Genomic DNA, 19,005 nt, shown 5'->3' with positions numbered 1-19,005 from the left:
ACCAGCCGGTGCGGGTAGTGGTTCGAGGGGACGGATAGCGGCGGGACGGGAGATGTGAAAGGAAGACTTCATAAGTATGAAGGGATCCCTTCAGAGTTGTAAAGGGAATGCTTCATATCTCCCGCCGGGTACCTTTGGCACATGACGCAGGACATGGAGGGGCTCAGCGATCCCAAGATGATGCGGGCGCTGGCTCACCCGGCGAGGTTGTTGATCCTCAACCGGCTCGGCGTGGAGGGCAGTGCCACCGCGACCGAGGTGGCCGAGATCGCGGGGATCACGCCCAGCGCCGCCAGCTATCACCTGCGCATGCTGGCCAAGTACGGCTTCGTCGAGGACGCCCCCCCCAGAGGGGACGGACGCGAACGGCTGTGGAGATCGACGCACAAGCCGTTCAGCGTGGGAGTGCTTCCGGACGACCAGCCGGAGGTCCGTGACGCCAAGACCCTGTTGATCAAGGCGTTCCGCAAGGAGGCCGGCGACGAGGCCGACCGGGCCCTGGCCAGCATCGAGAACGACACGGACGAATGGCGCGACGCGACGCGCTTCAGCCGCACCCGGATCAGGGTCGACGCGAGCGAGCTGGGACGGCTGAGCCAGGAGATCGAGAAGCTCCTGGAGCCGTACATCGCTCACCAGCGCAGCCAGCAGGACGCGCCGAGCGGGGCCAGGATCGCGGAGGCGCAGATCAACCTCTTCCCGGTCGCCCCCAGGACGTCGCCCGGGTTGCCCACGGAGGACCACGATGTGGGGTGAGCCGTACCCGGTATGTCGGTTTGACCTCCGACGGTCAGCCTGGGGCGGTGTGGGAGGTAGACTTTTCGATGGCCTGTGGCAACAGGCCGACTTCGCATGCCCCGTTGCGGACCGCACCCTCGGTCCGGGCCTCGGCCCGGCTGGAGCGGTTTTGGGGCATCAGGGCGGTAGACAACGCGCTGCCGCGGCACAACCGAGAACTGCGCCCATCCGCAGGGCGCCCAGACCTGGAGGACCATCACATGGCCCCCGTCGTCACCATGCGACAGCTGCTCGAGAGCGGCGTTCACTTCGGCCACCAGACCCGCCGGTGGAACCCGAAGATGAAGCGCTTCATCTTCACCGAGCGCAACGGCATCTACATCATCGACCTGCAGAAGTCGCTGTCGTACATCGACCGTGCCTACGACTTCGTCAAGGAGACCGTCGCCCACGGCGGCACGATCCTGTTCATCGGCACCAAGAAGCAGGCTCAGGAGGCCATCTCCGAGCAGGCCGCGCGGGTCGGCATGCCGTACGTGAACCAGCGCTGGCTGGGCGGCATGCTCACCAACTTCTCCACCGTGCACAAGAGGCTTCAGCGTCTGAAGGAGCTCGAGGAGCTCGACTTCGACAACGTCGCCGGCTCGGGGCTCACCAAGAAGGAGCTCCTCATGCGCCGTCGCGAGAAGGACAAGCTCGAGCGCACGCTCGGCGGCATCCGTGACATGGGCCGCGTGCCCAGCGCGGTGTGGGTCGTGGACACGAAGAAGGAGCACATCGCGATCAGCGAGGCCAAGAAGCTTGGCATCCCGGTCGTCGCGATCCTCGACACCAACTGCGACCCCGACGAGGTCGACTACCCGATCCCGGGCAACGACGACGCCATCCGCGCCGTCGGCCTGCTCACCAGGGTCGTCGCCGACGGTGTCGCCGCCGGTCTGATGGCTCGCTCCGGCGCCGCCCGCGGTGACGAGAAGCCGGCCGCCGCCGAGCCGCTGGCCGAGTGGGAGCGCGAGCTCATCGAGCAGGGCCAGGGGCAGGCCGCCGAGGCCGCCCCTGAGGCTGCGCCCGAGGCCGCCGCCGAGGAGGCCCCCGCTGCCGAGGCTCCGGCCGAGGAGGCGCCCGCCGCCGAGGCTGCTCCGGCTGCCGAGGCGACCCCCGAGTCCGAGCCGCAGGCCTGAGACACGGCCGCCGGGTCCGGTCGTGAGGCCGGGCACGGCACAGGCGCCGGCTCCGCGCCGCAGGTTGTCATCGACCGCGGTGCGGGGCGGGCAGCCGGCCGATCGAGGGTGAGCGGAACCGAGGTCCTGCGCGGGCCGAGGTTGTGAAGGGCAAGGCCGAGGTCCTGTGCGGGCTGAGGCTTGGTTGGGCAAGGTACGCGTCTCGACTGGGCAAACGGCCGAGCCGGGACGGCAAGCCGGACAGGACGGCACCCCGCCGAGGCGATAAGTCAAGGCAGGGTGGCGATCGGGTTCGGGCGGTGAGCCAGGGCCGGGCATCGGAAGCCGAGGCGGTGAGCCGAGGTGGATGACCATCGGGCCGGAGCGATAAGCCGAGCCTGGCTGGGCAGTATGCCGAGCGAGGCGGAGCGGAGCTCCACCGGCGGAGCCCGTTCCTGCTGAGCGGAGACCTGGGCGAAAGCCCGGGCCCGAGCGGAGTCCGCGCCCAGGCCGGACGAAACCCGAGCCCAGACCAAGCCCAGGTACGAGCGAAGGTCCTGGCGGAAGCCGGACAGGCCAGGTGAAAGCCGGGCCGGTCAGGCGAAACCGAAAGGGCTGGACGGGCCAGCCGAAGGCCGGGCCGGTCAGGTGAAACGGATAGGTGCTCGGCTGGTCGGGTGGAAGCCCGGCGCAGGGCGCCCTCCGCACCTGACCCAGGCACGACCGTCCGGGCACAACCTGGCACGACCGGCACCACCGCTTGGAACCGCGCAACACCACGCAAGACCAGGCAACACCGCGCAAGACCGAGGCAGAACGCACGACCCGCGCACGACCCGCGCATGACAAGGCCCTGGTGCGGCACGCGCCAGCCGTACCGACCAGGGGCGGGCGCCCAGGGCGTCCACTCCGATCCACGACGACGACGAAATCCCACAAGGAATAAGAGCAATGGCTTCCGTGAACATGGCCGACGTCAAGCGGCTTCGCGAGATCACCGCTGCCGGCATGATGGACTGCAAGAAGGCGCTTGAGGAGTCCGAAGGCGACTTCGACCGCGCCATCGAGCTCCTTCGCCTCAAGGGCGCCAAGGACGTGGGCAAGCGCGAGGCCCGTACGGCCTCCAACGGCCTCGTCGCGCTCCAGCAGGACAGCGACTCCTCCGCCGCTCTTCTCGAGCTCAACTGCGAGACCGACTTCGTGGCCAAGGGCGAGCGCTTCCAGGAGCTGGCCGCCGGTGTGGTCGCGCACATCCTGGCCAGCAAGCCCGCCGACGTGGCGACGCTGCTCGACTCCTCCTTCGACGGCAAGACCGTCAAGGAGCACCTGGACGAGGCCAACGCCGCGCTCGGTGAGAAGATCGAGATCCGCCGCTTCGCCGTGCTTGAGGGCGGCTACATCGGCTCGTACATGCACAAGACGGACCCGGCGCTGCCGCCGGCGGTCGGCGTGCTCGTGCAGCTCGACAAGCCGAACGCCGAGGTCGCCAAGGACATCGCCCAGCACGCCGCGGCGATGGCCCCGCAGTACCTCAAGGCCGAGTCCGTCCCCGCCGAGGTCGTCGAGAAGGAGCGCAAGCTCTTCGAGGAGATGACCCGCGAGGAGGGCAAGCCCGAGGCCGCCATCGGCAAGATCGTCGAGGGTCGCGTCAACGGCTGGTACAAGGACTTCACCCTGGTCCAGCAGGCCTTCGTGAAGGACAACAAGAAGAGCGTGGGCAAGTACGCCGAGGAGAACGGCGTCGAGGTGCTCGCCTTCGTCCGATTCAAGGTCGGCCAGGCTTAGGCTTGAGCGAACTGCCTGCCCAGAGTTCCACCCAATGAAGGAGGCCGCCGCCGTGCAGGACCACCGGGAGTCAGCCCACGAATCCACACGGACGGCGGCTTCCTCATCACCCAGCCCGCAGGGTCCACTGAGGTGGAAGCGGGTGATGTTGAAGCTGTCAGGCGAGGCGTTCGCCGGAGACGACCCGCTGGGCATCGACCCGGCCGTCGTCGACCACCTGGCCGACTCGATCACCGAGGCCGTGCGCGAGGGCGTGCAGGTCGCGGTCGTGGTCGGCGGGGGGAACATGTTCCGCGGCGCCACCCTGTCCCAGGGCGGCATCGACCGCGCCAGGGCCGACTACATGGGCATGCTCGGCACGGTGATCAACTGCCTGGCGCTCCAGGACTTCCTGGAGAGGCGCGGCGTCGAGACCCGCGTCCAGACCGCCATCACCATGCAGCAGGTCGCCGAGCCCTTCCTGCCGCGCCGCGCGATCAGGCACCTGGAGAAGGGCCGCGTGGTCATCTTCGGGGCGGGTCTCGGCTCGCCGTACTTCTCCACCGACACCGCGGCGTCGCAGCGGGCCCTGGAGATCGGCGCCGAGGCGCTGCTCAAGGGCACGCAGGTCGACGGGATCTACGACTCCGACCCGCGCAAGAACCCCGACGCGGTCCGGTTCGACCATCTTGACTACGGCGAGGTGCTGCTGCGCGACCTCGCGGTCATGGACGCGACCGCGATCAGCCTGTGCAAGGACAACGATCTGCCGATCGTGGTCTTCGACCTGATGGGCGAGGGCAACATCCTGCGAGCGGTACGCGGTGAGAAAATCGGCACGCTGGTGAGTCCCGCAGGCAAATGAGGGAGCTAGCCCGACACCGCCAGCTAGTAGACAGGGAGCCGCTGTGATCGACGAAACCCTCCTCGAAGCCGAGGAAAAGATGGACAAGGCCGTCTCGGTCGCGAAGGAAGACTTCGCGACCATCCGGACCGGCCGGGTCACCCCCGCGATGTTCAACAAGATCAATGCGGAGTACTACGGCACTCCGACGCCGGTCCAGCAGTTGGCCTCGTTCCACCTGCCCGAGGCGCGCATGGTCATCATCCAGCCCTTCGACAAGAGCGCGATGGGCGCGATCGAGAAGGCCATCCGCGACTCCGACCTCGGCGTCAACCCGACCAACACCGGCGACGTGATCCGTGTGACGTTCCCGGAGCTGTCCGAGGAGCGCCGCAAGGAGTACATCAAGGTCGCCAAGAACAAGGGCGAGCACGCCAAGGTGTCGATCCGCAACATCCGTCGTACGGCCAAGGAGGCCCTCGACAAGATGATCAAGGACGGCGACGCGGGCGAGGACGAGGTCCGTCGCGCGGAGAAGGAACTCGACGACCTCACCCAGAAGCACGTCGCCAAGATCGACGAGCTGCTCAAGCACAAGGAAGCCGAGCTGCTCGAAGTCTGAGCGGCACGCCTCGCGGCCCTCGCCGGAAGGCGGGGGCCGTGGCTATGGAGAGTGTCTGTGGAAGAACGTACGGCCGGCACCGGCCCCGACGGCGGCAGCCGTACCGGAAGGAACCTGCCGGCCGCGATCGCGGTGGGTGTGGGGCTGGGTGCGCTGGTCCTCGGTACCCTCTACACGATCAAGGAGCTCTTCCTCCTGGTGATCGTGGTGTGCGTCGGCGTGGGCGTGCTGGAGCTGACCAAGGCGTTCGCCACGCGCGGGATCAAGGTCCCGGCCGTCCCGGTGCTCGCGGGGCTGGTGGCGATGCAGGCCGGGGCGTACTGGGGCGGGCCGTTCTGGCTGCTGGGGACGTTCGCGGTGTTCGCGTTCGTGCTGCTGGTCTGGCGGATGTTCAGCGACGGCACCGACGGCTACGTGCGCGACGGCACGGCCTCGGTGTTCACGTTGTTCTACCCGGCGATGCTGGCGGCGTTCGCGGCGTTGCTGCTGGCGCCGCACGACGGCCGCGACCGGGTGCTGATCTTCATCGCGGTGACGGTGGCCAGCGACATCGGCGGATACGTCGCGGGTGTGCTGTTCGGCAGGCACAAGATGACGGTCATCAGCCCGAAGAAGACCTGGGAGGGCTTCGCCGGGTCGGTGATCGCCTGCACGCTGGTCGGCGGCTGGCTGGTGACCTGGCTGCTGGACGGCCCGCTCTGGCTGGGCGCGCTGATCGGCGCGCTGGCGGCGCTGCTGGCGACCGTGGGCGACCTCATCGAGTCGATGATCAAGCGGGATCTCGGCATCAAGGACCTCGGCACGATCCTGCCGGGGCACGGCGGCCTGATGGACCGCCTCGACTCGCTGGTGACCACGCTGGTGCCGGTCTGGCTGCTACTGACGCTGTTCCTCTAGCGCCTCCGTCGTGACGGGGGTGAGCCACAACCACCGGACGGCCTCCCCGCCGAACGCGAACCCTGACATGTCCGGCATGTCGGGTGGATCGGCCCGCATGAGCACCCCCGAGTACTGCGACCCCAGCGGGAACGTCGAGGGCTCGTGGTACCACTTGGCCGTGTGCCCGTGGCCGAGCCAGGTCACCGAGTGCCACGGATACTGGGCCAGCCACACCAGCAGCAGCGCCGCGTCCCTGGGGTCGTCGTGGGTGGCCACGGCCAGCTCGATGCGGGCGTAGGCGTCGGGGCGGTCGATCCACTGCTCGACCGTGGGCATGCGCTGGCAGCTCATCCCCACCGTGGACAGCACGGTCGGCTCGCGGCCCTCGTACGGGGGCCGTTCGGTGATGCCGACGGTCGGCAGGCGCTCGCCGCTGGCGTCCCAGTAGCGGCCGGCCGGGCCGAGCACCCGGTCGAGATGGCCCATGACGAACTGCTGGAACGACGGCCACGACCCCTCGCCGTGCCGCCAGCGCCAGTAGGACGTGGCGTTGGAGATGCGCGGCCGCAGCCCTTCCAGCGCCTCCGACAGCGCCCACGCGAACGGCGACTCGCCCACGGCGTCACGGGCGTAGCCGGGCATGCCCCTGCTCATGTCGGCCCAGCCGGGGATGACCGCGAGCAGGTCGTCGTCCTCGTAAAGGGCGACGCCGTCGCCCTCCTCGAACCACAGGGCGGACAACTGGCCGAGCGGCCTGCGGCCCTCGGGGTGCGTGGTGTTGGCCCTGGGCATCAGCGGGGGCAGGCCGGAGTTGATCCGGGCCAGGTCGACCACGGCCGGGGCCGGCCGATGATTGGCCAGCCAGACGGCTCCGTGGACGGCGCCCTCGGGCGAGCACAGGTAAGCTACCGAGGAGTCCTCGTCCCGCTCGACCACGAGCGTGCGGCTGCCGTAGGGGTTACCCGCGGCGAGGACGACCTCGGTGCCACCCTCGCCAGATGCCGACCGGAAAATCGCCATACGAGATGACTGTAGATCGGGCGGTGACCCTGACGCGAGCCGTACCGTGATCAGGAATGCCTCCTTCGCGGCAGGCGTTCACTAACCTGGCCGGTGAGAAATCCCGGAAGTCCGAGCAGAGTCCCAGGAAGTCCCCCCAAGCAAAGGCAGGAACGTGTCCCAGCAGCCAGGCCAGCTCACCTTCGTCGCACCGCGACGGGCCAAGCCCGCGCGGCACCTGGCGGACCTGTCCATGGCCGAGCGCCGGGCCGCGGTCACCGAGCTGGGGGAGAAGGCGTTCCGCGCCGACCAGCTCTCGCGCCACTACTTCGAGCGCCACACCGCCGACGTCGCCGAGATGACCGATCTGTCCGCGGCGGCCCGCGACAAGCTGTCGGCGCTGCTGCCGACGCTGCTCACGCCGGTCAAGGAGCTGACCACCGACGGCGGCACGACCCGCAAGACCCTGTGGCGGCTGTTCGACGGCGCGCTGGTCGAGTCGGTGCTCATGCGCTATCCCGAGCGGGTCACGATGTGCGTGTCGTCGCAGGCCGGCTGTGGCATGAACTGCCCGTTCTGCGCCACCGGCCAGGCGGGCCTGACCCGGAACATGTCCACCGCCGAGATCGTCGAGCAGGTGGTCGCCGGCGCCCGCGCGCTGGCGGCGGGCGAGGTGCCGGGCGGGCCCGGCCGGGTCAGCAACATCGTCTTCATGGGCATGGGCGAGCCGCTGGCCAACTACAAGCAGGTGATCGGCGCCGTGCGCCGCATGGTCGAGCCCGCGCCGCACGGTCTCGGCATCTCCGCGCGCGGGGTCACGGTCTCCACCGTGGGGCTGGTGCCCGCCATCGGCAAACTCGCCGAGGAGGGGCTGCCGGTCACGCTCGCGCTGTCCCTGCACGCGCCCGACGACGAGCTGCGCGACACGCTCGTCCCGATCAACACGCGTTGGAAGGTGGCCGAGGTCCTCGACGCGGCCTGGTCGTACGCGGCCAAGACCAAGCGCCGCGTCTCCATCGAGTACGCCCTGATCAAGGACGTCAACGACCAGGAGTGGCGGGCCGACCTGCTCGGCAAGCTGGTCAGGAACAAGCTCGTGCACGTCAACCTGATCCCGCTCAACCCCACGCCCGGCTCCAAGTGGACGGCGTCCCGGCCGGAGGACGAGCGGGCGTTCGTGCGCCGGCTGGAGTTCCACGGGGTGCCGGTGACCGTGCGCGACACCCGGGGCCGCGAGATCGACGGCGCCTGCGGCCAGCTCGCCGCGGCCGAGTAACCGGCGACCCGTCGAGCAACCGGCGACCGCCGAGCACCGGCGACCGCCGAGCACCGGCGACCGCCGAGCAAGGTGGCGGTCGCCGCTGGACCGTCTTGGGGCGCTGCGGGCCTGTCTCGTGACGGCGCCCGCCCTGTCTCGTGGCGCCGCCGGTCTATCTCGTGACGGCGCCCGCCCTGGCTCGGGGCGGCTCCGGTCTATCTCGTGGCGGTCGAGCGGGCGGCGAAGGTCTCGACCAGGTCGGCGATCATGGCCGCGCCCCGGCTGTTGAGATGCACGGTGTCGGTGGTGAGCCGCAGGCCGCGGCTGCTGGAGATGGCGTCCAGGCTGCGGCCGAGCAGGAAGTGCTGCATCGCGGCGGTCTGCGCCTGGTTGCTCTCGGGACGGTAGTGGGTGCGGGGCGAGGTGCCCTCCAGGTCGGCGGTCATGCGCTCGTTGAGCGGCAGGTAGGTCACGCCCTGCTCGGCGGCGACCGTCCTGACGATCTCGGCGAACTCCTGGGTGCGGCGCACCGGGAGCGAGTCCAGGTCCTCGCCGATGACCGGCGGGGACAGCAGCGCCACGCGGGCCATGGTCTCGTTCTGCAGGCGGGCGGCGATGGCCGTCAGATTGGCGGCGTACGCGGCCGCCGTGGGGGTCTCGGCGAGCTTCCAGCGTCTGCGCAGGGCCCTGGCCCGCTTCTCGCTCAAGGTGGCGTTGGCGTCGTTGGTGCCGACGAGCACGGTGACCACGTCCGGATCCTGCCGCACGACGTCGTCGAGACGCTTGAGCAACTCGGACGACGGCTCGTAGTTGACGCCCGCGTTGATCACCGTCGCGCCGGGCAGCCGGTCGCGCAGCATGGCCACATAGTCGACGCTCACCTGTCCGCGGGTGATGCTGTCACCCAGGCAGATCACCTTCACCGTTGCCTCCTCAGGGGTGAGTGAACGCTTACTAACCTACCCTACGGCGCCTCCAGGCATACAAGGCGAGTCCCGCCAGGCACCACACCAGGGAGATCGCGGACAGTTGGGGCAGCTGGTCGAGCAGCTCGCCGCCGCCGGCCGCACGCATCCAGACCACCAGCGGAACCGTCAGCCAGTACGCGGGGGACGCGCTGAGCAGCAGCATCACCAGGTACCCGAGCACCAGCGACATGATCGAGACCGCGGGGGAGCGCAGCACGGCCCGGCTGGTGAGCGCGCCGAGCGCCGTCCCGGCGAGCACCGCCAGGGCGTGCAGGACGAGGGCCGCGCCGAGCACGTCCCGGCCGGGACGCTCGCTCAGGCCGAGCAGGACGGCCCACGCCAGGCCGACGGTGGCCAGCACCGCGCAGGCGACCAGGCTCGCCACGAGCCCCGCGGCCACCTCCTTGCCGCGCCCGCCCGCGGTGACCGCCGACAGCTCGCGCTGCCGGTCGGGCTCGGTGTCCAGGAGGCTCCGCGTGGCCCAGGCCAGGATGGGGATGATCAGGACGGCGCCGTCGGCCAGCACGGCGGCCTCCGTGCCCTTGGGAGCGCGGCTGCCGTAGACGATCGCGAGCATGGCGAGGGTGAGCAGGAGCGCCTGATGAACGCGGTGCGACCGCACATAGGCGGCCAGCCGGAAGACGGCCAGAGCGATCACCGGCACTCCTCGCGTGGGCGGACGGCGGCCAGAGGAATCACCGGCACTCCTCGGTCAGGCGGGAGACGGCCAGAGGGATCACCGGCACTCCTCGGTCAGGCGGGAGACGGCCAGGGCGATCATCCGGGCTCCTCGGGCGTATGGGGGTGGTCGAGGGCGGAGGTCCGGTAGCCCTGGTCGCGCATCCTGGTCAGGAAGAGCGGGAGCTCGTCGGCGGGCAGGGTGACCGCCACGGTGGTCAGCGGGCGTTCCGGAGTGTGAGTCGGAGGGGCCACAGAGGCCGCCGGGGTCGCCTGAGCCACGGCGGCGGCGGAGGTCGGGGCCACGGGGGTCGCGGGGGTGGCCTCCTTGAGGTGGCCGTCCACGAGCGACCACGAGCGCAGCCCGGGAAGGCCGCGCAGGCCGCCTTGGTGGTCGCTGGCGACGACGATGCCCCCGCGCCCGGCGACCTCGGTGACGATGGCCGGCAGCGTCTCGCGGGCGTCGGCGTCCAGGCCGGCGAAGGGCTCGTCCAGGATCAGCAGGCCGGGGTCGGCCATCAGGGCCTGGACCAGGCCGACCTTGTGCGCGCTGCCCTTGGACAGCTCGCCGAGCGGCAGGCCGAGGAGATGACCCATGTTCAGGCGTTCGGCCCAGGGCCGCCATCGGGCGCCGCCGCGTACGGACGCCATGTGCGTCAGGTAGGACGTCACCGTGAACGGCTGGGCCGTCGGGAAGCGGTCGGGGGCGAAGCCCACGACGCCGGGACGGTCGGCGATGCGGCCCCGCGTCGGCCGCGCGAGCCCCGCGAGGAGCCGCAGCAGCGTGGACTTCCCTGCCCCGTTGACCCCGGTCAGCTCGATCGCGTCGCCCGGCGCGAGCTGCGCGTCGGCCTCTTCCAGGACGAAGGGCTGACGTCTTCGGTAGCGAAAAGAGACCTGTAACAGTCGCATGGTGCTGTAACGGTATATGTCAGGGCGCAGGGCCGTGATAAAGAGCCTCACCGCTAAAAGGGGCCTCACCGTGAAAAAGGGCCTCACAATGGAGAAGCCCCCGGCACATCTCAGGAGGAGTGGGCTTGAACCGCTTTCCGCGCGTCATGGGTATGCGTTCAGGCTATGACCCCGTGGAAGTCGACGCCCTGATCACGCGCATCGAGTCGACCTTGGGCAGGGGCCCGCACACGGTCGAGCCCGTCACCGCCGACGAGGTCCGCACCGCGACCTTCCGCGCCAAGCGCGGCGGCTACCACGAGACGGCGGTGGACTTCGCGCTGGAGGCGTTCGTCGTGGCCCTGGAGACCCAGGCCAAGCGCCCGGTGCGGCTCGCCATGGCCGAGCCCACCGGGGAGCTGCTGCGCGAGGAGTGGTTCGAGACCCAGGCGGCCCGCGTCGAACGGGTGGCCTTCCGCCCCGGCCGCATGGGCACCGGCTACAACGAGGACGAGGTCGACGCCTTCCTCGACCGCATCGTGGCCACCCTGCGCGGCACGACCGAGTTCGCGGTGACCGCCCAGGAGGTGCGCGAGGCCCGGTTCTCGACCGTGCTGCTGCGCGCCGGCTACCTGATCGCCGACGTCGACTCCTTCCTCGAAGGCGTCGCCGAGATCCTCGAGAGACCCCGCTAGGTCCGGGCGCCGCCGTCACGCCCGTTCGACGGCCGCGAGCAGGCCGCGGAGGTCGGGCAGGACCACCCGGACGACCTCGCGCCCGGCGGGCCGCTCGCCGTGCCGGTTGATCCACACCCGGCGCACGCCCAGCCGCTCGGCCGGGATCATGTCGTGGAAGTGGCTCTGCGCCACGTGCACCCACTCGGCCGGCTCGTGCGCCCTCCTGAAGTGCTCGAAGTGCGCCTCGTCCGGTTTGTAGGCCCCGGCGTCCTCGGCGGTCACCACCGCGTCGAACGGCACGGGCAGCCGCCGCAGCGTCTGGGCGATCAGGTCGCGGTCGCAGTTGGTCAGCAGCGCCAGCCGCCGGCCCGCCGCGCGCAGGGCCGACAGCTCCTCCCCGACCTCGGCGTACACCGGCCAGTAGGGCAGCGTGGCGGCCAGCACCGAGGCGTCGTCGTCGTGCAGCGGGACTCCGGTTCCGGCGCAGGCGCGGCGCAGCGCCTCGGCCATGACGTCCCGGTAGCGGGCCCGTGGCGTCTCGGCCTCGACGGCGCTCTCGTGCCGCAGGTACGCCGTCAGCAGTTCCTCCCTCCTGCCGGGCGCGATCAGCTCAAGGGTGGTGCCGATGCCGTGCCGCCAGTCGACGAGGGTGCCGAAGCAGTCGAACGTGATCCATCGCATGGCTCACATGATGACCCTTCCGAGCACCTGGTCGAGCGCCCGGCCGACCTCGCTCTCGACCGCCGGTCCTTCGGTCCGCCAGGCCACGTAGCCGTCGGGGCGGACCAGGACGGCGGTGGCCTCGCCGTAGCGTTCGGCCCAGGCGTCCTCGACGTCGAGCACGTCGCCGCCCACCTGGTGCACCCGCACGCCCGGCCCGGCGGCCCGCGCCCAGTCCGCGCCGCCGGGGCCGCACAGCAGGACGAAGGCATCGTGGAACAGGTCGTGGACGCCGATGCGCACGCCGTCGCGGTCGAGCCACAGGTGCGGGGCGCGGGTGCCGGGACGGGCGCCCTGGGCCGCCGAGTCGCCGAACACCGTCTCGTGGGTGGCGCCGACCATGGCCGACGAGCGGTAGCGCTGCCCCAGGATCGCCAGGACGTGGTCCAGCGGGTCGTCCTCGGGGTTGGGGCCGAACCTGGTCGCCTGGCTGCGCACGGTCAGGTCGGCCAGTTCCAGGGCCACCGGGCGGCGCTCGGCCTCGTAGGTGTCGAGCAGCGCGTCGGAGGCCCGGCCGGCCAGCACGGCGGCCAGCTTCCAGGCCAGGTTGTGCGTGTCCTGGACGGCCGAGTTGGCGCCCAGCCCGCCGGCCGGCGGCCAGACGTGCGCCGCGTCGCCGACCAGGAAGACCCGGCCCTCGCGGTAGCGGGTGGCGACGCCCACCGCTTCCTCCCACGCGGCCTTGCTGACGATCTCCAGGGGCAGGTCACGGCCGATCAGCTCCTTGGCCGAGGCGGCCAGCCGCTCGTCGGTGAAGTCGTCCGGCGACTCGGTGGCGGGGTCGTACGTCAGGGCCATGCCCCAGTGGTCCGGCAGCGCGTGGGAGACCATCGCGCCCGAGGCCGTCCCGCCGGGCGCGCCGAGGATCCAGAAGAGCGCCCGCTTGGTGACCAGCTCCGACAGGTCGGCCCTGAAGACGAAGGACTGGTAGGCGCGCAGGACGCCGAGCCCTTCGCGGGCGATGCCCAGCCGCTCCCTGATCGTGCCGCGGTAGCCGTCGGCGGCGATCAGGTAGCGGGCGCGCAGGGTCCGGCGCTCGCCGGTGCGGGCGTCCTTGGTCACCACCGTGACGCCGTCCGCGTCGGGCTCGATCGACCTGCATATGGTGTCGAAGCGCAGGTCGGCGCCGCGGGCGCGGGCGGCCTCGGCGAGGATCGGCTCGACCGTGCTCTGGTCGGCCATGCCGAACTCGCCCGCGGTCAGCTCGGGCATCGCCCGGGAGGAGTCGCCCTCGAAGATCCACTGCCATGCGCCGGCCAGCGTCGCGCAGCGGGCCACGCCCGCTTCCTCGTCGAAGGGCCGCCCGGCCTCCTTGACGGCCTGCTCCAGGCCGAGCGGCCGGTAGATCTCCATCGTGCGCGGGGTGATGCCGCGCGCCCTGCCCAGGAGCGACACGCCGGGGTGGCGGTCGACGAGCACGCAGGGCACCCCGTGGTGGGACAGGAACAGGGCGGCGGTGAGCCCGGCGTAGCCGCCGCCGACGATCAGCACGGGGATCTCGGTCATGACGCCCTCCGGGCGGTCTGCTGTGGTCATGAGGAGATAGTTGCATTGCAACTAGTCTCAAGTCAACTAGTTGCCGTGCGGCTATGATGGGGGCCATGGCTCTCGACCGCGGCTCGCCGCTCGCCCTCACCGTGCTGGCCCTGCTGCGGTCCCGGCCCCTGCACGCGTACGGCATGCAGCGCCTGCTCAAGCAGTGGGGCAAGGACCAGGTCGTCAACGTCGGCCAGCGGGCCGGGCTCTACCGCACGATCGAGCGGCTGGGGGAGGCCGGGCTGCTCAGGGTCAGGGAGACCGGCCGCGACCAGCAGTACCCCGAGCGCACGGTCTACGAGCTCACCGACGCCGGGCGCGAGCGGCTCGACGTGTGGCTCGACGACATGCTCAGCCGTCCCAGACAGGAGTTCCCGCAGTTCCCGGCCGCGTTGTCGAACGCGATGCTGCTCCCGCCCGGCGTGCTGGCCGACGCGCTGGAGCGGCGGGCGGCGGCCGTGGAGCAGACGCTGGCCGAGCTGGAGTCGAGCCTGTCGGCCGAGCAGGACCTGCCGCGCATCACGATGCTGGAGTCCGAGTACCTGCGCGAGGTGACGGCGGCCGAGGCCCGCTGGCTCCGCGCCGTCATCGCCGACCTGCGGGAAGGCCGCATCCAGTGGTCGCGCGAGGAGCTGGAGGCGGTCAGCTCGGCCCGGGAGTGATCAGGTGCGGGCGCGGCCGCCGCAGCAGCGCGACGAGCACCGAGGTCACCGGCGCGGCCAGGAACGCCCCGGTGATGCCGGCGATCACGCTGCCCACCGTGATCGCGATCAGGATGACCGCCCCCGGCAGGTCGAGCGCCTTGCCGTAGACCTGTGGCGCCAGCACGTGCCCTTCGAGCTGCTGCACCGCCACCGTCACCGCGACCACGATCAGCGCCACCAGCCACCCCTTGGCCACGAGCGCCACCACCGCGGCCAGCAGCCCGGCCATGAACGCGCCCACCACCGGCAGGAACGCCCCCACGAACGTCAGCACGGCCAGCGGCAGCGCGATCGGCACGCCGAGGATCCACAACGCGAGCCCGATGAAGAAGCCGTCGACCACGCCGACGATCGCCACGCCGCGGATGTAGCGCCCGATCACGCCGAAGATCAGCACGCCGGTGTCGTGGCAGCGCGTCTTCGCCGCGTCGGGCATCAGATCGACGATCCAGGCGAACAGCCGCTCGCCGCCGTGCACGAAGTACACCGACAGGATGACCGCCAGCACCGCGCCGACGACGATCTCGCCGGCCGTCCTGACCCCGGCGATGGCGCCGCTGGTGATCTGTTTGCCCTGCTTGGACACGTAGTCCCTGGCCTGGGCGAGCAGCCGCTGGTCGTCGAGCCCGAACCGGGCGGCCAGGCCGTGCAGGTCGCCGAGCGCCTTGCCCAGGCTGGTGCGCATCTCGCTCAGGCTGTCGACCGTGGGCGGCACCAGCAGCGCGATCAGCGCGCCGGCCAGCAGCAGGCCGCCGACGAAGACGATCGTGGTGGCCAGCGCCGGGCCGAGCCCGCGGGAGGTGAGCCAGCGGGCCGGCGGATGCAGCAGCGCCGTGAGGAAGACGCCGATGATCACGGACATGACGACCGTGCGCAGGTGATAGAGGCAGAAGAAGGCGACCGCGATGATCGCGATCCACCCCAGCACCCGCCACGGCCTCATGTCCACCCCCCGATCGTGCCTGGTCAGTGGCCTTCCCGGCGGTGATCGAGGGCAACCCTGGTCAGGACGGCGGGCTCAGGTGCGCGCGCTGCGACCGCTTGGCCTCCTCGTACGCCGCCCGCTCGGCCGGCGCGCCCACCCCGGCCACCGGCACGTCCCACCACGCCTGCGAGGAGGGGACGTCGTCGGCCATGGGATCGGTGCGCACGTGCACGACGGTCGTCTCGCCGGACGAGCGCGCCTCCTCCAGGGCCTTGCGCAGGTCGGCCAGCGATTCCGGACGCAGCACGGCCGCGCCCAGGCTGGCGGCGTTGGCGGCCAGGTCCACCGGCAGCGGGCCGCCCGTACGGGAGCGGTAGGACGTGCCCAGGCGGCGCGCCCCCACGCTCTCCGACAACCGCCCGATGGAGGCGAAGCCCGAGTTGTCCACCAGGACGACGACCAGCTTGACGCCCTCGGCGACCGCGGTGACCAGCTCCTGCGCCATCATCAGGTACGACCCGTCGCCCACCAGGACGAACACCTCGCGCTCCGGCGCGGCCAGCTTGACGCCGACGCCGCCCGCGATCTCGTAGCCCATGCAGGAGTTGCCGTACTCGACGTGGTAGCCGCCGGGGCCGCTCGGCCGCCACAACTTGTGCAGGTCGCCCGGCATGGAACCGGCCGCGCACACCACGACGCCGTCCCGGCCCGCCGCCGCGTTCACGGCGCCGATGATCGCCGCCTGCGACAGCGGGGAGCCGTCGAGCGCGTACGCCCGGTCCACCTGCGCGTCCCACTCCCGGGAGAGCGCGGCGGCCCTGGCCGTCCAGGCGTCGTCTGAGCGCCGGCCGGCGACGGCCGCGACCAGGTCGGTCAGGCATTCGCGGGCGTCGGCGACCAGGTGCAGCCCCGACAGCTTGGCGGCGTCGAAGGCGGCGACGTTGACGTTGACGAACCTGGCGTCCGCGGCGAAGAGCGACCTCGACGCCGTGGTGAAGTCGCTGTAGCGGGTGCCGACCCCGATGATCACGTCGGCCTCGCGGGCCAGCGTGTTGGCGGCGGTGGTGCCGGTCGCGCCCACCGCGCCCACCGCCAGCGGATGGCCGTGCGGCAGCGATCCCTTGCCGGCCTGGGTCTCGGCGACCGGGATGCCGTGCGCCTGGGCGAAGGCGGCCAGTTCGGCGGTGGCCCGGCTGTAGATCGTCCCGCCGCCCGAGACGATCAGCGGGCGGGCCGCCGTCCTGATCACCTCGGCCGCCCTGGCCAGCGCGGCACGTTCGGGGCGCGGGCGCGGCACGTGCCACACCCGGCGGGCGAACAGCTCCTCGGGCCAGTCGTACGCCTCGGCCTGCACGTCCTGCGGCAGCGCCAGCGTCACCGCGCCGGTCTCGACCGGGTCGGTGAGCACCCGCATGGCCGCCGTCAGCGCGGACGGGAGCTGTTCGGGGCGGTTGATCCGGTCCCAGTACCGCGAGACCGGCTTGAAGCAGTCGTTGACCGAGATGTCGTACGAACGCGGGTCCTCCAGCTCCTGGAGCACCGGGTTGGCGGCACGGGTGGAGAAGACGTCGCCGGGCAGCAGCAGCACGGGCAGCCGGTTGATCGTCGCGCCGGCCGCGCCAGTGATCATGTTGGTCGCGCCGGGGCCGATCGACGTCGTGCAGGCCAGCGTGGCCAGCCGGTCGGCGGCCCGGGCGTAGGCGGCGGCCGTGTGCACCATGGCCTGCTCGTTGCGGGCCAGGTAGTAGGGCAGGTCGTCGCCCGCGGTGGCCAGCGCCTGGCCGAGCCCGGCGACGTTGCCGTGGCCGAAGATGCCGAAGCAGCCGCCGAAGAAGCGGCGCTCCTCGCCGTCGCGCTCGCTCCACTGGGCGGCCAGGAAGCGCACGACGGCCTGCGCGACGGTCAACCGGATCATGCGTGCCCTCCGAACGGCAGCCTCGGGTCGACGTCCTGGCCCGTCCAGGAGGAGCGGATCCAGGCGTGACGGGGATCGTCGCAGAACGCCATCGAACGCTCCTCCGCCGGCCCCGCCAGCACGTTGAGGTAGTACAGGTCGTAGCCGGGGGCGGCCATGGACGGCCCGTGGTAGCCGTAGGGCACCAGCACGACGTCGCCGGAGGAGACCTCGGCCAGCGTGTCCACCTGCCCCCGCTCGGAGGAGTAGACGCGCTGGTAGCCGGGCCCGTCGCCGGCGACCTCGAAGTAGTAGACCTCCTCCAGCACGGCCTCGCCCGGGTTCGGGGTGTCGTGCTTGTGCGGCGGGTAGGACGACCAGTTGCCGCCCGGGGTCAGCACCTCGACGGCCATGAGCTTGTCGCAGTCGAACACGCCGGGGGCGCAGAAGTTGTTCACCTGCCGGCTGGCCTGCCCCGCGCCCCTGATCTCCACCGGCACCCGGGAGGCGGGCACGTGGCGCGGCGGCAGCGACCGGGTCGCGCGGGCAGACGGCAGCGCGACGCGTCCGGCGCCGCTCAGCGTGACCTGGACGCCGATCGGCAGGTACGCGAAGTCGCTCGGCCCCTCGAACACCGACCCGCGCCCGGCCAGCACGAACGTCTCACCGCCGACCTCGACCGTGCACGACCCCGACAGCGGAAGGACGATCATCTCCTCCTCTCCGGTGCCGAACGACAGCGGCGTGCCGGTCAGGTCCGCCACGCGCAGCCCGGAGTAGGTCCAGCCGGCCAGCGAGGGGGTGATCTCCACCGACCAAGGGCCGCCGGCGGCCTTGCCGTAGGGCAGGTAGGTCATGTGTGTGCCTCTCGTACCAGGGCGGCGGCGCCGTCCACCGCCGTCGCCACGTCGTCGTCGGATGGGTAGAGCAGGGCGCGGCCGACGACCAGGCCGAGCACGCCGGGCAGGGCCAGCGCGCGGTGCCAGTCGGCGTAGGCCGTGCCGATGTCGGGCGGGTCGCCGCCGAGGAGCAGGGTGGGCAGCGTGGTCGCGGCCATCACCCGCTCCATCTCGGCCACCACGGGGATCTTCAGCCAGGTGTGGGCCGAGGTGGCCCCGAGCGCCTGGGCGACGCTGATCGAGCGGATCACCGCGTCGGGGGACAGGTCGTTGCGCAGCACGCCGGACTCCGAGCGCGCCGCCCAGAACGGCTCCACCATGGCCACCAGCCGCCTGCGGGCCAGCCCGGTCACCGCGTGGGCGCACGACTCCAGGGTGGCGGCCGTCGCGTGGTCGCCGGGGTCGATGCGGCACAACATCTTGCCGCCGTCGAGGCGCATCGTGTCGATGGCCTCGGGGTCGAAGCCGGTGAACCGGTCGTCCAGCTCGAACACCGAGCCCTGCAGGCCGCCCCGGTTCATCGAGCCGAAGGCCAGCTTGCCCTCCAGCGCGCCGAGCAGCAGCAGGTCCTCCAGGACGTCCGGGGAGGCGAGGATGCCGTCCACGCCGGGCCGGGCCAGGGCCGCCTGGAGGCGGTCGAGCAGGTCGTGGCGGCTGCCCATGGCCAGCGGGCGGTCGCGTACGGACAGGGCGCCCCTGGCCGGATGGTCGGCGGCGATGATCAGCAGCCGCTCGTCGGGCCCCGGCATCCGGCGGCGCTGCCGGCGTGCGGCGGCCGCGGCGATCTCCTCGGGGCGGGTCGCGCGGATCCGCGTGAGCCACTCGTAGCGGGCGGTCATGGGCAGCGTG

The 19,005-nt window shown here is 71.4% G+C and carries 19 protein-coding genes; 9 read left to right on the top strand and 10 right to left on the bottom strand.

The window, feature by feature from the left end; genetic code table 11:
- The first annotated feature begins 141 nt into the window (after positions 1 to 141).
- From ACFYYW_RS05950 to ACFYYW_RS05925, 6 genes are all read left to right on the top strand, one after another.
- Positions 142 to 756, top strand: a complete 615-nt coding sequence (locus ACFYYW_RS05950) for an ArsR/SmtB family transcription factor (protein WP_387645674.1) — start codon at positions 142 to 144, stop codon at positions 754 to 756.
- 242 nt (positions 757 to 998) lie between these two features.
- Positions 999 to 1,919, top strand: a complete 921-nt coding sequence (rpsB, locus tag ACFYYW_RS05945; RefSeq protein WP_387645671.1) for a 30S ribosomal protein S2 — start codon at positions 999 to 1,001, stop codon at positions 1,917 to 1,919.
- Positions 1,920 to 2,849: 930 nt separating this feature from the next.
- On the top strand, positions 2,850 to 3,683 hold the full coding sequence (tsf, locus tag ACFYYW_RS05940; protein WP_352323799.1) for a translation elongation factor Ts: 834 nt from the start codon (positions 2,850 to 2,852) through the stop codon (positions 3,681 to 3,683).
- A gap of 145 nt (positions 3,684 to 3,828) precedes the next feature.
- On the top strand, positions 3,829 to 4,527 hold the full coding sequence (gene pyrH / locus ACFYYW_RS05935) for a UMP kinase (protein WP_352323800.1): 699 nt from the start codon (positions 3,829 to 3,831) through the stop codon (positions 4,525 to 4,527).
- Positions 4,528 to 4,570: 43 nt separating this feature from the next.
- On the top strand, positions 4,571 to 5,128 hold the full coding sequence (gene frr / locus ACFYYW_RS05930) for a ribosome recycling factor (RefSeq protein ID WP_352323801.1): 558 nt from the start codon (positions 4,571 to 4,573) through the stop codon (positions 5,126 to 5,128).
- Between the two features lie 57 nt (positions 5,129 to 5,185).
- Positions 5,186 to 6,025: a phosphatidate cytidylyltransferase gene (locus ACFYYW_RS05925; RefSeq protein ID WP_352323802.1), complete on the top strand. Its 840-nt coding sequence runs from the start codon at positions 5,186 to 5,188 to the stop codon at positions 6,023 to 6,025.
- On the opposite strand, the gene ACFYYW_RS05920 is transcribed toward ACFYYW_RS05925, so the two are convergent.
- Complete coding sequence (locus ACFYYW_RS05920; protein WP_352323803.1) at positions 6,005 to 7,027, bottom strand: suppressor of fused domain protein; 1,023 nt, start codon at positions 7,025 to 7,027, stop codon at positions 6,005 to 6,007. The genes ACFYYW_RS05925 and ACFYYW_RS05920 overlap by 21 nt on opposite strands.
- A 154-nt stretch (positions 7,028 to 7,181) precedes the next feature.
- Between ACFYYW_RS05920 and rlmN the strand changes: the two genes are divergently transcribed.
- Complete coding sequence (gene rlmN / locus ACFYYW_RS05915) at positions 7,182 to 8,282, top strand: 23S rRNA (adenine(2503)-C(2))-methyltransferase RlmN (RefSeq protein ID WP_387645666.1); 1,101 nt, start codon at positions 7,182 to 7,184, stop codon at positions 8,280 to 8,282.
- A gap of 197 nt (positions 8,283 to 8,479) precedes the next feature.
- Here rlmN and ACFYYW_RS05910 read toward each other — a convergent pair whose 3' ends face one another.
- From ACFYYW_RS05910 to ACFYYW_RS05900, 3 genes are all read right to left on the bottom strand, one after another.
- Positions 8,480 to 9,187 carry an SGNH/GDSL hydrolase family protein gene (locus ACFYYW_RS05910; protein ID WP_387645663.1) on the bottom strand — a complete coding sequence of 236 codons (708 nt, stop codon included), beginning with the start codon at positions 9,185 to 9,187 and terminating at the stop codon, positions 8,480 to 8,482.
- Between the two features lie 31 nt (positions 9,188 to 9,218).
- Positions 9,219 to 9,890, bottom strand: coding sequence for a hypothetical protein (locus ACFYYW_RS05905; RefSeq protein ID WP_387645661.1), 672 nt, complete (start codon positions 9,888 to 9,890; stop codon positions 9,219 to 9,221).
- 119 nt (positions 9,891 to 10,009) lie between these two features.
- Positions 10,010 to 10,822 carry an ATP-binding cassette domain-containing protein gene (locus tag ACFYYW_RS05900; protein ID WP_387645658.1) on the bottom strand — a complete coding sequence of 271 codons (813 nt, stop codon included), beginning with the start codon at positions 10,820 to 10,822 and terminating at the stop codon, positions 10,010 to 10,012.
- Positions 10,823 to 10,995: 173 nt separating this feature from the next.
- Between ACFYYW_RS05900 and ACFYYW_RS05895 the strand changes: the two genes are divergently transcribed.
- Positions 10,996 to 11,496 (top strand): DivIVA domain-containing protein, encoded by a 501-nt coding sequence (locus tag ACFYYW_RS05895; protein WP_387645655.1) that lies wholly within the window; start codon positions 10,996 to 10,998, stop codon positions 11,494 to 11,496.
- Positions 11,497 to 11,511: 15 nt separating this feature from the next.
- Here the strand turns inward: ACFYYW_RS05895 and ACFYYW_RS05890 are convergent, their stop codons facing one another.
- Positions 11,512 to 12,159: an HAD-IA family hydrolase gene (locus tag ACFYYW_RS05890; protein WP_387645652.1), complete on the bottom strand. Its 648-nt coding sequence runs from the start codon at positions 12,157 to 12,159 to the stop codon at positions 11,512 to 11,514.
- A 3-nt stretch (positions 12,160 to 12,162) separates the two neighbouring features.
- A complete protein-coding gene (locus ACFYYW_RS05885) occupies positions 12,163 to 13,734 on the bottom strand; it encodes an FAD-dependent monooxygenase (protein WP_387645649.1) in 1,572 nt (523 codons plus the stop codon).
- A 65-nt stretch (positions 13,735 to 13,799) separates the two neighbouring features.
- Between ACFYYW_RS05885 and ACFYYW_RS05880 the strand changes: the two genes are divergently transcribed.
- A complete protein-coding gene (locus ACFYYW_RS05880; protein ID WP_387645647.1) occupies positions 13,800 to 14,396 on the top strand; it encodes a PadR family transcriptional regulator in 597 nt (198 codons plus the stop codon).
- On the opposite strand, the gene ACFYYW_RS05875 is transcribed toward ACFYYW_RS05880, so the two are convergent.
- The 4 genes from ACFYYW_RS05875 to ACFYYW_RS05860 all read right to left on the bottom strand — a co-directional run bounded on the left by ACFYYW_RS05875 (position 14,377) and on the right by ACFYYW_RS05860 (position 18,995).
- Positions 14,377 to 15,381 carry an AI-2E family transporter gene (locus tag ACFYYW_RS05875; RefSeq protein ID WP_352323815.1) on the bottom strand — a complete coding sequence of 335 codons (1,005 nt, stop codon included), beginning with the start codon at positions 15,379 to 15,381 and terminating at the stop codon, positions 14,377 to 14,379. The two genes, ACFYYW_RS05880 and ACFYYW_RS05875, sit on opposite strands and share 20 nt — an antisense overlap.
- A 61-nt stretch (positions 15,382 to 15,442) precedes the next feature.
- A complete protein-coding gene (gene iolD / locus ACFYYW_RS05870; protein ID WP_387645645.1) occupies positions 15,443 to 17,278 on the bottom strand; it encodes a 3D-(3,5/4)-trihydroxycyclohexane-1,2-dione acylhydrolase (decyclizing) in 1,836 nt (611 codons plus the stop codon).
- Complete coding sequence (iolB, locus tag ACFYYW_RS05865; protein ID WP_352323812.1) at positions 17,275 to 18,114, bottom strand: 5-deoxy-glucuronate isomerase; 840 nt, start codon at positions 18,112 to 18,114, stop codon at positions 17,275 to 17,277. Before iolB ends, iolD begins: the two co-directional genes overlap by 4 nt.
- Positions 18,111 to 18,995: a deoxyribose-phosphate aldolase gene (locus tag ACFYYW_RS05860; protein ID WP_352323816.1), complete on the bottom strand. Its 885-nt coding sequence runs from the start codon at positions 18,993 to 18,995 to the stop codon at positions 18,111 to 18,113. The genes iolB and ACFYYW_RS05860 overlap by 4 nt, the downstream gene beginning before the upstream one ends.
- Positions 18,996 to 19,005: the final 10 nt, after the last annotated feature.

The organism is Nonomuraea sp. NPDC001831 (assembly GCF_042892035.1).
In the GTDB taxonomy this organism is placed as follows: Bacteria; Actinomycetota; Actinomycetes; order Streptosporangiales; family Streptosporangiaceae; genus Nonomuraea.
The sequence above is the reverse complement of the archived record's forward strand: the minus strand, read 5'-3'. Positions and strand labels throughout refer to the sequence as shown.

Bases quoted from the DNA above. Each gene is read 5' to 3' on its own strand.
- ACFYYW_RS05950 (WP_387645674.1), top strand. From the start codon at position 142: ATGACGCAGGACATGGAGGGGCTCAGCGATCCCAAGATGATGCGGGCG.
- rpsB (WP_387645671.1), top strand. From the start codon at position 999: ATGGCCCCCGTCGTCACCATGCGACAGCTGCTCGAGAGCGGCGTTCAC.
- tsf (WP_352323799.1), top strand. From the start codon at position 2,850: ATGGCTTCCGTGAACATGGCCGACGTCAAGCGGCTTCGCGAGATCACC.
- pyrH (WP_352323800.1), top strand. From the start codon at position 3,829: ATGTTGAAGCTGTCAGGCGAGGCGTTCGCCGGAGACGACCCGCTGGGC.
- ACFYYW_RS05920 (WP_352323803.1), bottom strand. From the start codon at position 7,027: ATGGCGATTTTCCGGTCGGCATCTGGCGAGGGTGGCACCGAGGTCGTC.
- ACFYYW_RS05900 (WP_387645658.1), bottom strand. From the start codon at position 10,822: ATGCGACTGTTACAGGTCTCTTTTCGCTACCGAAGACGTCAGCCCTTC.
- ACFYYW_RS05890 (WP_387645652.1), bottom strand. From the start codon at position 12,159: ATGCGATGGATCACGTTCGACTGCTTCGGCACCCTCGTCGACTGGCGG.
- ACFYYW_RS05885 (WP_387645649.1), bottom strand. From the start codon at position 13,734: ATGACCACAGCAGACCGCCCGGAGGGCGTCATGACCGAGATCCCCGTG.
- ACFYYW_RS05880 (WP_387645647.1), top strand. From the start codon at position 13,800: ATGGCTCTCGACCGCGGCTCGCCGCTCGCCCTCACCGTGCTGGCCCTG.
- ACFYYW_RS05875 (WP_352323815.1), bottom strand. From the start codon at position 15,381: ATGAGGCCGTGGCGGGTGCTGGGGTGGATCGCGATCATCGCGGTCGCC.
- iolD (WP_387645645.1), bottom strand. From the start codon at position 17,278: ATGATCCGGTTGACCGTCGCGCAGGCCGTCGTGCGCTTCCTGGCCGCC.
- iolB (WP_352323812.1), bottom strand. From the start codon at position 18,114: ATGACCTACCTGCCCTACGGCAAGGCCGCCGGCGGCCCTTGGTCGGTG.
- ACFYYW_RS05860 (WP_352323816.1), bottom strand. From the start codon at position 18,995: ATGACCGCCCGCTACGAGTGGCTCACGCGGATCCGCGCGACCCGCCCC.